15 protein-coding genes are annotated in these 14,716 nt (G+C 74.4%); 3 read left to right on the top strand and 12 right to left on the bottom strand.

Translation table 11 applies throughout. From position 1 onward, the window contains the following. Positions 1-129 precede the first annotated feature (129 nt). From AC3EU2_RS08245 to AC3EU2_RS08235, 3 genes are read left to right on the top strand one after another with little or no spacing between them, the layout of a single operon-like run. Entirely contained in the window at positions 130-2,247 is a 2,118-nt protein-coding gene (locus tag AC3EU2_RS08245; RefSeq protein ID WP_488179221.1) for a catalase, read from the top strand. A 37-nt stretch (positions 2,248-2,284) separates the two neighbouring features. Beyond that, positions 2,285-3,463 carry a zinc-dependent alcohol dehydrogenase gene (locus AC3EU2_RS08240; RefSeq protein WP_488179220.1) on the top strand — a complete coding sequence of 393 codons (1,179 nt, stop codon included), beginning with the start codon at positions 2,285-2,287 and terminating at the stop codon, positions 3,461-3,463. Then, positions 3,460-4,476, top strand: a complete 1,017-nt coding sequence (locus tag AC3EU2_RS08235) for an SDR family NAD(P)-dependent oxidoreductase (protein WP_488179219.1) — start codon at positions 3,460-3,462, stop codon at positions 4,474-4,476. Before AC3EU2_RS08240 ends, AC3EU2_RS08235 begins: the two co-directional genes overlap by 4 nt. Here the strand turns inward: AC3EU2_RS08235 and AC3EU2_RS08230 are convergent, their stop codons facing one another. The 12 genes from AC3EU2_RS08230 to AC3EU2_RS08175 all read right to left on the bottom strand — a co-directional run bounded on the left by AC3EU2_RS08230 (position 4,477) and on the right by AC3EU2_RS08175 (position 14,689). After that, positions 4,477-5,196 carry a helix-turn-helix transcriptional regulator gene (locus AC3EU2_RS08230; protein ID WP_488179218.1) on the bottom strand — a complete coding sequence of 240 codons (720 nt, stop codon included), beginning with the start codon at positions 5,194-5,196 and terminating at the stop codon, positions 4,477-4,479. Then, complete coding sequence (locus tag AC3EU2_RS08225; protein WP_488179217.1) at positions 5,193-6,065, bottom strand: glycosyltransferase family 2 protein; 873 nt, start codon at positions 6,063-6,065, stop codon at positions 5,193-5,195. Before AC3EU2_RS08225 ends, AC3EU2_RS08230 begins: the two co-directional genes overlap by 4 nt. Further along, a complete protein-coding gene (locus AC3EU2_RS08220) occupies positions 6,058-7,113 on the bottom strand; it encodes a glycosyltransferase (RefSeq protein ID WP_488179216.1) in 1,056 nt (351 codons plus the stop codon). Before AC3EU2_RS08220 ends, AC3EU2_RS08225 begins: the two co-directional genes overlap by 8 nt. Beyond that, positions 7,110-8,195: a glycosyltransferase gene (locus tag AC3EU2_RS08215; RefSeq protein ID WP_488179215.1), complete on the bottom strand. Its 1,086-nt coding sequence runs from the start codon at positions 8,193-8,195 to the stop codon at positions 7,110-7,112. Before AC3EU2_RS08215 ends, AC3EU2_RS08220 begins: the two co-directional genes overlap by 4 nt. Before the next feature lies 1 nt (position 8,196). After that, on the bottom strand, positions 8,197-8,583 hold the full coding sequence (locus tag AC3EU2_RS08210; RefSeq protein WP_488179214.1) for a hypothetical protein: 387 nt from the start codon (positions 8,581-8,583) through the stop codon (positions 8,197-8,199). Further along, positions 8,580-9,122, bottom strand: a complete 543-nt coding sequence (locus tag AC3EU2_RS08205) for a hypothetical protein (RefSeq protein WP_488179213.1) — start codon at positions 9,120-9,122, stop codon at positions 8,580-8,582. Before AC3EU2_RS08205 ends, AC3EU2_RS08210 begins: the two co-directional genes overlap by 4 nt. Positions 9,123-9,188: 66 nt before the next feature. Then, a complete protein-coding gene (locus AC3EU2_RS08200) occupies positions 9,189-9,929 on the bottom strand; it encodes a glycosyltransferase family 2 protein (RefSeq protein ID WP_488179212.1) in 741 nt (246 codons plus the stop codon). Continuing rightward, the gene (locus tag AC3EU2_RS08195; RefSeq protein WP_488179211.1) at positions 9,926-11,287 is read right to left on the bottom strand and encodes a PIG-L family deacetylase; all 1,362 of its coding nucleotides are present in this window, start codon (positions 11,285-11,287) and stop codon (positions 9,926-9,928) included. The genes AC3EU2_RS08200 and AC3EU2_RS08195 overlap by 4 nt, the downstream gene beginning before the upstream one ends. Next, positions 11,284-12,345, bottom strand: coding sequence for an acyl-CoA dehydrogenase family protein (locus tag AC3EU2_RS08190; RefSeq protein WP_488179210.1), 1,062 nt, complete (start codon positions 12,343-12,345; stop codon positions 11,284-11,286). Before AC3EU2_RS08190 ends, AC3EU2_RS08195 begins: the two co-directional genes overlap by 4 nt. 87 nt (positions 12,346-12,432) lie before the next feature. Then, complete coding sequence (locus AC3EU2_RS08185; protein WP_488179209.1) at positions 12,433-13,308, bottom strand: 5-oxoprolinase subunit C family protein; 876 nt, start codon at positions 13,306-13,308, stop codon at positions 12,433-12,435. Beyond that, the gene (locus tag AC3EU2_RS08180) at positions 13,305-13,922 is read right to left on the bottom strand and encodes a 5-oxoprolinase subunit B family protein (protein ID WP_488179208.1); all 618 of its coding nucleotides are present in this window, start codon (positions 13,920-13,922) and stop codon (positions 13,305-13,307) included. Before AC3EU2_RS08180 ends, AC3EU2_RS08185 begins: the two co-directional genes overlap by 4 nt. Next, positions 13,919-14,689 (bottom strand): LamB/YcsF family protein, encoded by a 771-nt coding sequence (locus AC3EU2_RS08175; protein ID WP_488179207.1) that lies wholly within the window; start codon positions 14,687-14,689, stop codon positions 13,919-13,921. The genes AC3EU2_RS08180 and AC3EU2_RS08175 overlap by 4 nt, the downstream gene beginning before the upstream one ends. Positions 14,690-14,716: the final 27 nt, after the last annotated feature.

The following is a 14,716-nucleotide window of genomic DNA, read 5'->3' as shown; positions in this document are numbered from 1 at the left end:
CTCGGTACGGCGGCGCCTCACCCCAAGGGAGGGAGCAGAAGCGCCCCGACGGGCGTAGCGTCCAGAAGACGACCGCGTGCTCGCGGGTCGGTCGGCTCCCGGGCACTCACGCCGACGAGGGAGCACTGGATGCCGACGAAGAAGCAGAAGCCCGCCGCACGAGCCACGTCACGGGCGACGAAGGACACGCCCGGAGACCACATCGGCAACGGTGGCGAGCTGCACCAGGTGGCCGGTGGCGACAGTCCCGTCCTCACCACCGCCCAGGGTGCGCCGGTCCAGGACGACAACAACTCGTTGCGCGCCGGGGACCGCGGGCCCACCCTGCTCGAGGACCACGCGTTCCGCGAGAAGATCTTCCACTTCGACCACGAGCGCATCCCGGAGCGCGTCGTCCACGCCCGCGGCTACGGAGCCCACGGCGTCTTCGAGTGCCACGAGTCGCTGTCCGACCTCACCCGGGCGAGCATCTTCGCCGAGGCGGGCAAGCAGACCGAGACCTTCGTCCGCTTCTCCACCGTCGCCGGCAACCTCGGCTCCTTCGACCTCGCCCGCGACGTGCGCGGCTTCGCGACGAAGTTCTACACCGACGAGGGCAACTGGGACCTCGTCGGCAACAACATCCCCGTGTTCTTCATCCAGGACGCCGTGAAGTTCCCCGACCTCGTCCACTCGGTCAAGGAGGAGCCCGATCGCGGCTTCCCGCAGGCCCAGTCGGCCCACGACACCTTCTGGGACTTCGCCTCCCTCATGCCCGAGTCCACGCACATGACGCTCTGGCAGATGTCCGACCGGGCCATCCCGCGCTCGTTCCGGATGATGGAGGGCTTCGGCGTCCACACCTTCCGGTTCGTCAACGCCGCCGGCGAGAGCACCTTCGTCAAGTTCCACTGGAAGCCCGTCCTCGGCATGCAGTCGGTCGTCTGGAACGAGGCCGTGAAGATCAACGGCGCCGACCCCGACTTCCACCGGCGCGACCTCTTCGACGCCATCACCGCCGGCGACTTCCCCCAGTGGGAGCTGGGCGTCCAGGTCTTCGACGACGCCTTCGCCGACGCGTTCGACTTCGACATCCTTGACGCCACGAAGATCGTTCCCGAGGAGCTCGTCCCGGTGCGCACGGTCGGCACGATGACGCTGAACCGCGTGGTGGACAACGTCTTCGCCGAGATCGAGCAGGTCGCGTTCATGACGCAGAACGTGCCCCCCGGCATCGACTTCACGAACGACCCGCTGCTCCAGGGCCGCAACTTCTCCTACCTCGACACCCAGCTCAAGCGCCTCGGCAGCACGAACTTCAGCCAGCTCCCGGTCAACGCGCCGCGCTGCCCGGTCGCGCACTTCCAGCGGGACGGGCACATGCAGACGTCCACGCAACCGGGGCGGGCGGCATACGAGCCGAACTCCTTCACCGGTAGCGACCGCGGTCCGCGCGAGGCCGGTCCGGACGGGCACGTGCCCTTCCCGGCGCCGGTCGACGGGCTGACCCGACGGGTCCGCGCCGAGTCCTTCCGCGACCACTACAGCCAGGCCCGTCAGTTCTTCATCAGCCAGACCGACGTCGAGCAGGACCACATCGTCGCCGCCTACGTCTTCGAGCTCGGCAAGTGCGAGATCCCGGCCATCCGCGAGCGGATGGTCGCCAACCTGCGCAACGTCGACGAGTCACTCGCCGCTCGCGTGGCCGACGGGCTGGGTATGCCGCTCCCTGCGGCGTCCGAGGCCGCCGCACCTCTCGTGGAGACCGAGCCCTCCCCGGCCCTGAGCATCCTCGGCAACGCCAAGGAGACCTTCGAGGGGCGCAAGCTCGGCCTGCTCGTGGGCGACGGCGCCGACGCGGCCACGGTCAAGCGCGTCCAGAAGGGCGTGACGAAGGCCGGCGGGACCGTCGAGGTCGTCGCGGCCAAGGTCGGCGGTGCCACCCTCTCCGACGGCACGCTCCTCGAGGCGAAGCAGGCCGTAGCCGGAGCCCCGTCGGTGCTCTACGACACGGTGGTCGTCCTCACCGGGCCCGACGGCGGCCAGGCCCTCGCCGACGAGCCCGCTGCGCGCGACTTCCTCACCGACGCGTTCACCCACTACAAGGTCATCGGTCTCGGCGGGTCCACCGACGCACTCGTCGCAGCGGCCGGCCTGGCCGGGAAGCTCGACGACGCCTGCCTGGCCGTGGGCACCGCGGCCGAGGCGACGGCATACGTCGCCCGCATCGTCGGTCCGCGCCACTGGTCACGCGACCTGTCCGCCTGACCCCTCCGCCCGTCCCGACAGCAAGGAGCACCACAACATGAAGGCACTCACCTGGCAGGGCAAGAAGGACCTCCGCGTCGAGGAGGTCCCCGACCCCCGCATCGAGCAGCCCACGGACGCCGTCATCAAGGTGACGTCGACGGCGATCTGCGGCTCCGACCTCCACCTCTACGACCCGCTCGGCCCGTTCCTCGCGCCCGGCGACGTCCTCGGCCACGAGACGATGGGCGTGGTCGAGGAGGTCGGCTCGGAGGTCAGCCACATCAAGCCCGGTGACCGGGTCGTCGTCCCGTTCAACATCTCGTGCGGTCACTGCTGGATGTGCGAGCGAGGTCTCATGGCGCAGTGCGAGACGACCCAGGTTCGCGCACAGGGCAAGGGCGCCGCCCTCTTCGGGTACACCGAGCTCTACGGGTCGGTCCCCGGTGGGCAGGCGGAGTACCTCCGGGTCCCGCAGGCGCAGTTCGGCCCGGTGCTCGTGCCCGAGGGCGTGGCCGACGAGCGCTTCCTCTACCTCTCCGACATCCTGCCCACCGCGTGGCAGGGCGTCGAGTACGCCGAGGTCCCCGAGGGCGGCACCCTCGCCGTCTTCGGGCTCGGCCCGGTCGGACTCCTCGCGGTCGCCATCGGCGTCCACCGGGGGCTGCGGGTCATCGGCGTCGACAACGTGCCGGAGCGCATGGCCAAGGCGGCGGCGTACGGCGCGACCGTCGTCCGCTCCGACCTCGACGACGTCCCCGGCGCGATCCGCGACCTCACCGACGGGCGCGGTGTCGACGGAGGCCTCGACGCCGTCGGCATGGAGGCGCACGGCAGCCCGGTGGCTGAGGCGGCGATCAAGACGGTGGGCTTCGTCCCCGACCGGCTCGCCAAGCCGATGATGGAGAAGGTCGGCATCGACCGGCTCGCGGCCCTGCGCGCGACCATCGGTGCGGTGCGACGCGGCGGGACGGTCTCCGTCAGCGGCGTCTACGGCGGCATGGCCGACCCGATGCCGATGATGGAGATGTTCGACAAGGGCCTGTCGATCCGGATGGGTCAGTGCCACGTCAAGCGCTGGGTCGACGACATCATCCCCGTCGTCCTCGAGGGCGGCGACCCGCTCGGTCTCGAGACCCTCGCCACCCACCGGCTGCCCCTCGCGGACGCCCCCGCCGCCTACTCCATGTTCCAGAAGAAGGAGGACGGCTGCATCAAGGTGGTCCTCAAGCCATGACGGGTGTCGCGCTGGTCGCGGGTGCCTCCCGAAGACTCGGGCTGCTCATCAGCACCGAACTGGCCGCTCGCGGGTACCGGGTCCACGGGTGCGCGCGTGACCGCGCCGAGCTCGACCGGGCCGAGCACCTCGTCAACACCGGCGAGGTGGGGCCGGGCGCCGAGGACCGCACCCATGGCAACCCGGCATCGTCCGTGCGGGGCGAGTTCGTCGGCCACGTGTGCGACGTCGCGGACGCCGAGGCGGTGACGGCCTGGGTCGAGGGCGTGCGCGCGTCCGAGGGTCGGGTCGACGTCGCGATCCACGTCGCCGGGATCATCCAGGTGGGCCCGGTGGAGTCCACCACCCTGGGCCACTTCCGCGCGGCCATCGACACGATGCTGCTCGGACCCGTCCACCTCTGCCTCGCCGTCCTGCCGACGATGCTCGACGCCGGCGCCGGACGGATCGGCGTGGTGAGCTCGGTCGGTGGCGTCGTCTCGGTGCCGCACCTGCTGCCCTACTCCGTGGCGAAGTTCGGCGCGGTCGGGCTGACCGAGGGGCTCCAGGCCGAGCTCAGCGGCACCGGGGTCACCGCGACGACGATCGTCCCCGGCCTCATGCGCACGGGCGGGCACGTCCACGCCCAGTTCGTCGGCGATGCCGCCAAGGACTACGCCTGGTTCGCTCCGGGCGCGTCGCTCCCGCTGCTGTCGGTGTCCGCCGAGCGGGCGGCCCGACGCATCGTCGACGCCGTGCTCGCGGGCCGCTCGCAGGTCGAGCTCACTCCGCTGACTTGGGTCGGGCGGCGGGTGCACGGGCTCTTCCCGGGCCCGACCTCGCGCCTGCTGGGCCTCGTGGCGAGAGCCCTGCCGAGCGGCGACGGGCGCGCGCCGTCGATGAGTGCGGACGCCGGGCACGTCGAGGGGGCGGAGGCGCGAGCGACGCTCGGGTCCCGCGTCGTCGACGGTGTCAGCATCCTCGGTGACCGGGCCGCGCGCCGCCTCAACGAGACGGGTGGGCGCGACGGATAGTCAGCCGTCGCGCTCGAGGGCCCGCGGGGCCGAGGACGAGCCGACCGCCGTCTTCTCGGCGGCCGTCGGCGGCAGGAGAACCCGCATGCGCGTAGGGGCCATGCCGTGGTCGATGCCCCAGAGCACGGCCTGGCTGCGCGTCGTGACGCCCATCGTCCGGTAGGCCGAGCGGATGTAGGACTTCACCGAGTTGATGCTGAGGTAGGTCCGTTCGGCGATCTCGTTGTTGCTCAGTCCCGAGGTGACCAGGGCGATGATCTCCGACTCGCGTGGGGTGAGGCCGTGGTCGCGCCCCGGCCAGGACTGGCTGGCCATGACCGGCTCGTCGGGGACCGGGGCGAGGTCGAGAGCGCCCTCGTGGACCCTGACCAGGGCCGCGGCGAGGCTGGCGCCATCGAGGGACTTCGGGAGGGCGGCGTGGACGCCGCGGGCACGCGCGGTGACGATGAGCTCCTCCGTCAGAACCCACGTGTAGAGGACGAGCCGACCGATCCGGGGGCTCTGGGCGAGGTCGTCGAGGTCGGGCTCGTCCAGGCTCGTGTGGGTGAACGTGTCGTACAGCGCGACGTCGACCGGGCTGACGGGCATGAGGTCGGCGTCGAGCTCGACCACCCGGACGAGGTCCGCGTGGGGCGTGAGCATCGACGCGACGCCCCGCACGATGAGCTCGTGGTCGTTGACCACCGCCACACTGACGGGGCGATCGGGGGCGGGGGTCATGTCTGAACGCTACCTCTGCCCGCCGCCGGCTCCTGACGCTGCGGTGAGAGCGTCAGCCGCCCGCCGTCCCGGCGGACCAGCCCGCGCCGCTCGAACTCGTCCAGCCAGCCCCGCATCGGCCACTCCCCCCACCGCTCGTGGAACGTGGTGGCGTTGCGCACGATGTCCTCGAGGTGGCCCAGGGGAGGGTGCGAGACGGGGTGGAACTGGTGGTACGCGTCGGCCCCGCCGACCCACACGAGGTCCAGGGCGCGCGCGCGAGCGACCCGGCCGAGGTCGGTGTCCTCGGCCCCGTATCCGACGTAGCCCTCGTGGAAGCCGCCGAGCGTGCGCCACGTGCTCGAGGCCACGGCACAGCTGAGCGACCAGAAGAGGTCGTGGTCGCCCCCGCGCAGGAGCTCCCCGGGGGCCGGGTCGGGGCGGGCGGCGTGGGGGGCCCGGAGCGTGGTGAGGTCCTGCGGGTCATCCGGCACCCGGACGCCGTCGGGGAGGTAGGTGACCGGGCCCGCGAGCAACGCGTCGGGGGCGCGTTCCGCAGCCCGTCGGTAGGCGTCGACGAGTCCCGGTCCGGGGACGCAGTCGACGTCGAGCAGGACGACCAGCTCGGCGCCGGCGGACAGCGCGACCTCGACGCCCGTGTTGCGGGCCTTCGCCAGGGGCAGCCCGCGCGGGTCGTCGTCCACGTGGACCACGGTGGTGCGGTCGTCCGGGCCGATGACGGTGTCGATGACGTCGTCGATGTCCGCGTCCCCCATCGCCACGACCACGTGCGGCGTCCTCGGGGCGACCGACCGCAGGACACGGCACTGCTCGCGGAGGTGGTCGTGGCGGCCCCGGACGATCGTCACGACGGTGGTGCGGTCAGACACCCGCCACCACCTCGACGAGCGAGGCCGCCCGTGACGCCGCGCCCTCGCAGCCCCACGTGCTCCAGCCCTCACCGCCGTGCGTGCGGGCCCGCTGGACGAGCTCGCCCCACTGCGCACCGTGCACGTCGTCGCGCTGCACGACCTGGGCGATCCCGGAGCTCGCGAGCACCGCGCCCATGTGGCGCTGCTCGTCGAAGGGCCGGCTCTGCGGGAGGACGACGGCCGGGAGTCCCCAGCCGGCGACGTCCGCGATGGCGTTCTGGCCGGCGTGGGTGACGACGACGTCCGAGTGCGCGAGGTGGTCCTGCACGTCCGGGACCCACGCACTGCCCCCGACCACGGTCCAGTCGATGTCGGGGACCGCGCCGGTGATGAGGGCGGGCAGGTCGGGGTCGTCGAACCCGTCCGAGCCGGCGAGGACGAGGCCCCGCGCCCGGCGCGCCCGCCCGCTCGATCCGGGTGTGGCCTCGGACGGTGAGTGGACCGGGCCGCGCGCGATCCCCCCGACGGCGACGACGCGTGGGTCGAGCCCGTCCCTGCGCGTCGCGTCGCGCGACGTGCGCCAGATGTCCTCGGTCGCCCAAGCGGGCCACGGCGCGAGCACCGCGCTGGCAGCGTCGTACGCCGCGGCATGGGCCGGGTCGGTGCGCGCTCCGGGTTGGGCGACGACGACGACCGGGACCCCCAGGAGACGGACGAGGACGGCCACCTCGCACGACACGTCGACCACGAGGACGTCGGGTTCCTCCACCTGGATCCAGCGCGCGATCGTCGTCATGCGCTCGCGGAAGCCGCTGTGCCACAACGGTGCCCAGTGCATCATCCCGTGAACCGTGACGTCGGCCCCGACTTCGGTCACCGGTTCCACGAGCGGGGCGTCCAGGGCGAGACGGACCGAGGTGACCGGGCCGCGGTGTGCGGCGTCACCCTCGAGTCCCGACCCGAGGAGGGTGACGTCGGCGCCTCGAGCCATGAGCTCGCGGGCGACCACCATCGCGCGAGTGCGGTGACCCGCGCCGTGGTGGTGGACGTACCACCCGACCTTCATGACGGGACCCCTTGGTCGAGGACGAGCTCGCGGTAGAGCGCGGCGTAGTCGTCGACCATGCGGTCAGCGCCGAGGGCGCCGCGTGCGGCGGCGTGGACGTGCGGCCGCGGCAGACGGGCGGCCCGCGCCACGGCCTCGCCGAGCGCCTCCACGACGGCCTCGTCGTCGCCCTCGGCGCTGACGAGCAGCCCGATCTCTGGCGTGACGAACTCCGACAGGCCACCGCGGTCGACCGCGACGACGGGGGTTCCCCACATCGCGGCCTCGGCCGCGACGAGGCCGAACGGCTCGTCCCACCGGGGCGTGACGAGGGCGACCGCACTCGCGCGTACGAGCGAGGCGAGCTCGCCGTGCGACAGGTGGCCGACGTGCTCGACGTCGCCTCCCAGCTCCGGGGCGATGACCTCGTCGAACCAGGCCCGGTCGCTGACCGGGCCGGCGAGCCGCAGGCCGCGGCCCGCCCGTCGAGCCGCGCGGATGGCGAGGTCGGCGCCCTTGTCGGGGGTGAGGCGTCCGGTCCACACGACGTGCTCCCCGCCGGTGCCGGCCCCGAGCCCGTCGTCCTCGACGCCGTTGAGGATGACCCGGGCCGGGACCGGCAGCGTGGTCCAGTCCCCGGCGTTGGCCCTGGACACGCAGACGTAGGCGGACTCCGGGCCGGCGAGGGCCACGCCCAGCTCCATCCACGGGAAGGGCGGGGTGTGCAGGGTGGTCACCACGGGCCGGGCCAGGGCGGCGCTGAACGCGAGCGGGAGGAAGTGCAGGCTCTGGTTGTGGACGACGTCGACGTCGCCCCGCGTGAGCAGGTCGGCCACCGCACCGGTGAACGCGGCGTGGTCGGTGAGGAAGTCCGGCTCGGGCAGCTGGCCGTCGAGGGCGGCGACCTCGCTCAACGCGGGGAGGTCGACGTAGGGCACGAGCTCGTCCGCGAGGTCCGGGTCGGTGCCGGAGCGGGCGTACAGGCGGACGTGGTGGCCGATGCGGCGCAGCCCGCGCGCGAGCAGCGCGGTGTGCGACTCCTGGCCGCCGGCATACGGCTCGGCGATGGGGTGGCGTGACGTCGCCAGCATGGCGATCCGCATCTCAGCCTCCCGTCAGCGCACGAAGGAGGAGGTCGGGCTGCGCGACGGTGAGGGTGGCACCCGGGTGCCTGATCGTGCGGGTGGGGTCGATGCCCGCGACCGGTGTGGCGAACCGCAGGCACACGGCCCGGTCGCCGTTGGTGGCGAAGGTGACGCCCCGGTCGGAGAACGAGAGGTGGGGCGGGCCGGCGGTCTTGAGCCAGCCGAACCCCCCGGTGATCTCCGCGCCGACGATGTTGTCGCGAGCGGTCACGAGGCTCCACGGGCCGAAGCGCACTCTCAGCTCCTCGTCCGTGACGTCCACGTGAGTCGTCGCGGGACGGATGCCGAAGACGAGGGCGGGGAGCCGGTACGCGGGGGCGAACGCGAACTCGAAGCGGGTGCTCACCGGCGCCGCCGCAGCGAGGTCGGGCGGTCGAGCAGCCCGGCCACCCCCCGCTGCTGCTCACCGAGGTAGGCGTCCAGCACGAGCAGGCCGCCGGTGGTCAGGGGCGTCGCCCACTGCAGCCAGCGCAGTCGCTGCGCGAGCTCACGCGCGCGTCCCCACGCGGCCGGGTCGTGGTCGGCCTTCTCCCGCGCCTCGCCGAGGCGGGCTCCGTTGACGTATGCCGCACCGCTCGCCGCGATCGCGGCTCCCGTCAGCACGGTCTTGGCGACGACCGCGATGGTGGTGGGGGTGTGGCTGAGCGTGCGCCGCCGGTTGTCGGCGAGGATCGCGATGCCGCTGAGCAGGTGCAGACCGATGGCGCCCCCCTGGACGGGGCCCCACGTGGTCCAGCCCCGGTCGGCGATCTCGGAGCGCTCCCGGGACGTGTCCCCCTCTTCGGCGGCCGGGTTGAGCCCGACCGCCCCCATGAGCGAGCCGCCGAACCAGGCCGCGTTGGTCACGAGGTGCAGGGCGCGCACGGAGGTGCTGTATGCCGTCATCCTTCGACCGTAGGTCGGGCCGGTGCGGTGCGGCTCACCCCAAAGGGGGGTCGGGCGCCGCCGCGCTCAGCCGACCTCCTGGCGGGGGTGTCCGTCCGCGGCCTCGCCCGCGAGGACCTCGGCCTCCAGGGAGGTGAGGTAGTCCGAGAAGCCGCCACGGGCACGGGGCGTGCGCCGGGCGGACGAGGCGACGCGGACCGTGTCGGTGGCGACCCACCGGCCCGTGTGGGCCCGGATCCTGCGGACGAGGTCGACGTCCTCGTCGGTGGCCATCGCGCGGAAGCCGCCGACCTCGAGGTAGGCGCTCCCCCGGAGGCCGAGGTTGGCGCCGTGGACGTGCGGGTGGCCCTCGCCGAGGCGGTGGCGGGAGCGCCACTCGCTGAGGACCGACGCGTCGGTGAGCCCGAGCGGCTCGACCGTGCCGACGACGGCGTCATGGGTGTCCGAGAGGGCGAGGTGGCCGGTGAGCCAGTGCGGGGGGACGACGGTGTCGGCGTCGGTGCAGGCGACCCACAGGTCCACGGGGTCGACGCCTCGCGCCCCCGACACGGCCAGGGCCGCCCGGACGCCGGCGTGCCGGGTGGCACCGACGTTGCCGTGGTCGACGGTCAGGCGGCGCACCGGGGCGCGGCGGGCGACCTCCGCGGAGCGGTCGAGGCACCGGTCCAGGACGACGGTCACCTCGACGGCGAGGTCGGGTCGCGCCTGCCGGAGCGCCACCCGGGCCACCTCGACGCTGTCGAGGCACCGCGGGAGGCGACGCTCCTCGTTGCGCGCCGGGATGACGACGTGGACGGCCCGGATCATCTCGGCACCGCGTAGGCGTCGACGAGGACGTCGGGCTCGACGTGGGTGAGGCGGGACCAGGAGCCGCAGACGGCGCGCACCTGTGCGTGCACGGCGGGGCCGTCGAGGGGGATGTCGCGCGTCGGGTGCCGCCAGTGCACGAGGACCAGCTCGCCGCCGGGCGCGAGCCGATCGAGCAGCCGGCCCAGGGTGAGCCACAGCTCGACGGGGTGCAGGAAGTAGCCGACCTCCGAGAGGACGACGAGGTCCAGGGGCCCGTCGACCGCGTCGAGGACCGACGGCGCCTCGCCGTGCACCCAGGTGATGTTCCCGGGGGCGTCGCGGCGTGCGACGGCGAGCGCGCGCTCGCTCAGGTCGACGGCGACGACCTCGTCCGCCCGCGCCGCGAGGGCCCGGGTGAGGACGCCGGTCGAGCACCCGAGGTCGAGGACGCGGCCGTGGTGCTCGCCGCCGAAGACGGCCAGCGTGAGGGCGCGCTTGCGGCGCTCGTACCAGCTGGGGCTGGCCCAGGGGTCGTCGCCGTCGGTGAACATCTCGTCGAAGGCCGCGGCCCGGGCGGGGGACGGCGCGCCGCCCTCGCCGAGGTCGTGTCCGGGGAGGACGAGCGTGGTGAAGCCCCGACGAAAGGGCGCGAGGACGGCGTCGCCGAGCAGGGCCTCGTCGCCCTCGGACGAGGACAGCGGGGCGAGCTGGCTGTGGTGCTGCGCCAGCGCCCGCTCGCGCCGGTCGAGCCCGGCGAGGGTGGCGTCCACGACGACCGCGTCCGCCCAGGGCAGGTCGTCCGGACGGCCCCAGTGCCACAACCAGACGAGGTAGTGCCCGACGGCGAGCCGCTGCTCACCGTCGCCGCGCGCCTCGGCGACCGCGGTGGCGGCACCGCGGCCGGCGGCGTCGTGGTCCGGGTGACCGTCCGCGGTCCACGGTGCGAGGACGAGCGTCCCCGAAGGGGCGAGCTCGCGCACCGCGGCGACGACCCGGTCGTGGTGCCCGGCCAGCCCACCGTCGGGCAGCCCGGCGTGGACCACCCGAGCGGTCGGGGCGAGGACGGCGGCGGCGCGGTCGGCCTCCTCGCCCCGCCGGCGCGACATCTCGTCCCGGCTCACCGTCGGGGAGTGCGGGTGCGACGCCTCGCCCTCGGTGAGGACGAGCACGGTGACGGCGACCCCGAGCGCGGCCGCGTCGGCGATGAACGCCCCGGCGCCCAGGCACTCGTCGTCGGGGTGGGCCGCCACGACGAGCAGGTGGTCGTGTCCCGCGAGCACGGCGTGCGCCGGAGGCACCGGTACGGCGCCCCAGCGGGTGTCGCGCACCCAGCGCAGCTCGCCCTCGGGGTGGTCGAGTCGGGTCCGGCCGGTCATTCGGCCGGGCCGACGAGGAGGGCTCCGGTGCGGGCCAGGTCGCGGTCGCCGTGGTGCTGACGGACGTAGACCGCGAGGTCCGCGACCCGTCGGGCGTGCTCCTCGTTCGACGTCAGCGGCCCCGGCCCGAGGGCTCGGCCGGTCTCGGTCAGGGCCAGCTCGGCCGCGGCCGCGGCGGCGTTGCGGGCCCTGGCGGCCACGAGCTCACCGGCGGGACCGACGGCGTCGCCGCTGTCGATCGCGGAGGCGGCGGCGCGGAGCTCGAGCTCCGCGGCGCGCAGGGCACCATCGAGACGCCCGAGGTGGAGCGTGGCCACCTGGTCGGGCTCGCGTCGGCGGGCGCCGTCGAGCACCGTCTGGGCGAGCGCGGCCGCGGCCCCGAACCAGACCGCGGCCACCCCGACGCCGCCCCAGGCGAAGCCGGGACGAGAGAGGTACCAGCCGGGCGGACCGACCGGGGTGGCGGGGACACCGGTGAGCCGCAGGCCGGTGCTGCGCACGGCGGCGAGGCCGCGCGAGACCCACGGTGCGTCCGACGTCTCGACGCCGGGGTGGGCGAGGTCGACGGCGAAGGCGCGTCGCCGGTGCTCGTCGACGTGGGCGGTGATGACGGCGTGGCTGACCTCGCCGGCGAGCGAGCACCACGGCTTGGTCCCGTCCAGCGTCCACGCCTGCCCGGACGGGGTGGCGCGAAGGTGCGCGCCGGGTGCGTGGGCGGCATACACACCCCAGGTGCTGCCCGGTGGTGCGCTGACGGCGGGCTCGCCGGCGTCGGCGGCCTGGGCCAGGATCGCGAGCGCGTCGAGGTGCGGTTCGACGACGCGGGCGACCGTGAGGTCTCCCGCACCGAGGGAGCCGAGGACCCGGAGGACCGCCCAGGACCGCCGACCCAGGTCCGCCGAGACCGGCCCGAGCCCGCGGGCCAGGGCGAGCGCGGCCCCGAGATCGGGGCCGGCGCCGCGCGCCGCGGCGACGAGGCCCGCGTCGGCCCAGTCGAGGAAGGAGGCCGTCGTGGCGGGCGGCGGGCGGTGCCCTCCCGCCGGGGGTCCGTCGCTCACGCAGCGACCGTCGTGGAGCGTGCCTCAGGGCCCGCCGTGCAGGGATCCGTCATCCTCCGACGGTAGGCGCGCTCCTGCGTGCGTGCCTCACCCCAAAGGGGGGCTGCCCGGCCCCGGCACGAGCCGGAACCGCACCGGGTCCCCCGGGCGCAGCTGCGCGGCCACGGGGACGTCGTCGGGGTGGACGACGGCGACCACCGGGTAGCCGCCGGTCACCGGGTGGTCGGCGAGGAGGACCACCGGGTGACCGTCCGGAGGCACCTGCACCGCCCCCTCGACCATCCCCTCCGAGGGCAGCTCACCCTCGTGCACCCGCGTGAGCGCCGGCCCGTCCAGCCGCACGCCGACCCGGTCCGAAGACGGTGCGACCTCGAAGCGGGCGGAGCCCAGCAGCTCGAGCGACTCGGGGGCGAACCAGTCGTCACGTGGTCCGCGCAGGAGTCGCAGCACCGGCTCGACCGGCCACGAGCGGCCCGGCACGACGTCCACGCCGGGGACCGGGCCGGCGGGAGGGCCCACCGCGAACCGGACGCCGTCCGTCACCGGCGGTGGGCCCAGCCCGGAGAGCAGGTCCGTCGCCGCGGACCCCAGCGTGCGGTCGCAGACCAGTCCGCCACGCACGGCGAGGTAGGTGCGGACGCCACGGGACGGCACCCCGATCTCCAGGGTCTGGCCCGCGGCGACCGTGAACGCGGCGTGCGTCGACCCGGGTCGACCGTCGAGCGTCACTGGAGCCGGGGCTCCGGTGAGGGCGACGGTCACCGAGTCGTGGGCGCGCAGCGTGAGACCACCGAAGGTCAGCTCGAGGGCGGGGGAGCCCTCGGGGTTGCCGACGAGCCGGTTGGCCAGACGGAGGCTGGGCCGGTCGACCGCACCGGAGCGACCCACCCCCAGGTGCGCGCGGCCGGGCCGGCCGAGGTCCTGCACGGTCGTCAGCGCTCCGGCCCGGAGGACCTCGATCACGAGCGGGCCTCGGTGAACCGCACGCGGGTGCCCGGCGTGAGCAGGGCCGGCGGTTCCCGGGCGAGGTCCCACAGGATGACGTCCGACCGACCGATGAGCTGCCACCCACCCGGCCCCTCGCGCGGGTAGATGCCGGTGAACTCCGCTGCGAGAGCGACCGATCCGGCGGGGACACGAGTGCGTGGCGTCGCCCGCCGGGGGACGTGGATGCTCGGGTCGCCGCCGGCGACGTAGGCGAAGCCGGGGGCGAACCCGGTGAAGGCGACCCGGTGCTCCGCGGCCAGGTGGCGCCGCACGACTTCGTCCCTGCCCATGCCGGTCACCTCGGCCACGTCGTCGAGGTCGACCCCGTCGTACGTCACCGGGATGACGACCTCGCGTTCCTGCCCGGGCCGGGGCGGCTGGGCGGTGTCGAGGTCGGTGACCGCCGCGGCGACGGTCGCCCAGGACGTCGTGGGCCCGAAGGTGAGCAGCACGGTGCGAGCGGCCGGCACGAGGTCGACGACGCCGTGGGGCCGGTCGGCGTCGAGGGCGCGGTGCAGGGCCATGACGTCCTCGAGGGCGTCGCACTCGACGAGCAGGCCGCGCAGGCCCGCGGGCCGCATGCGCCTCATGGGGGGTCGGCGAACGGGCGGACCGTGATCCCGGCGTCGTCCAGCGCCCGCCGCACCGCCCGCGCGATCTCGACGGCGCCTGGAGTGTCGCCGTGGACGCAGATGGACTGTGCCGCGAGGCGGACCGTCGACCCGTCCACCGCGGTGACCGTGCCGTCGCGGACCAGCCGGGCGCACCGTCGGGCGATCTCCGCGGCGTCGTGCAGCACCGCGCCGGGCTCGCGCCGCGACAGGAGCAGCCCGTCCGGCGTGTAGGCCCGGTCGGCGAAGGCCTCGGACACGGCGGTGAGCCCCGCGTCGCCCGCAGCCCGGAGCAGCTCGGAGCCGGCGAGCCCGACGAGGGCGAGGGAGTCGTCGAACAGGGCGACCGCCGCGGCGATGGCGTCCGCGGTGGCCGGCGTGACGGCGGCGGAGTTGTAGAGCGCCCCGTGCGGCTTGACGTAGCGGACGCGGGTCCCGGCCACCTTGGCGAAGGCGTCCAGCGCCCCGATCTGGTAGATCACCTCGTCGACCAGCTCCGCGGGGTCGACCTCGATGTGGCGACGACCGAAGCCGACGAGGTCACGGTGCCCGACCTGCGCCCCGATCGCGACGCCGCGCTCCGCGGCCGCGGCGCAGACGCGCCGCAGGATGCTGGGGTCGCCGGCGTGGAAGCCGCACGCGACGTTGGCGCTGGTGACGACGTCGAGCATCGCGTCGTCGTCGCCGAGGGTCCACCGGCCGAAGCCCTCGCCGAGGTCGCTGTTGAGGTCGACCGTGTGCGTCATGCCTGCATCCTCCGCCCGCTGGGGTGC

The organism is Knoellia sp. B-D-2 (assembly GCF_057714695.1).
Note: the sequence above shows the minus strand (reverse complement) of the source record. Positions and strands in the feature narration are given on the sequence as shown.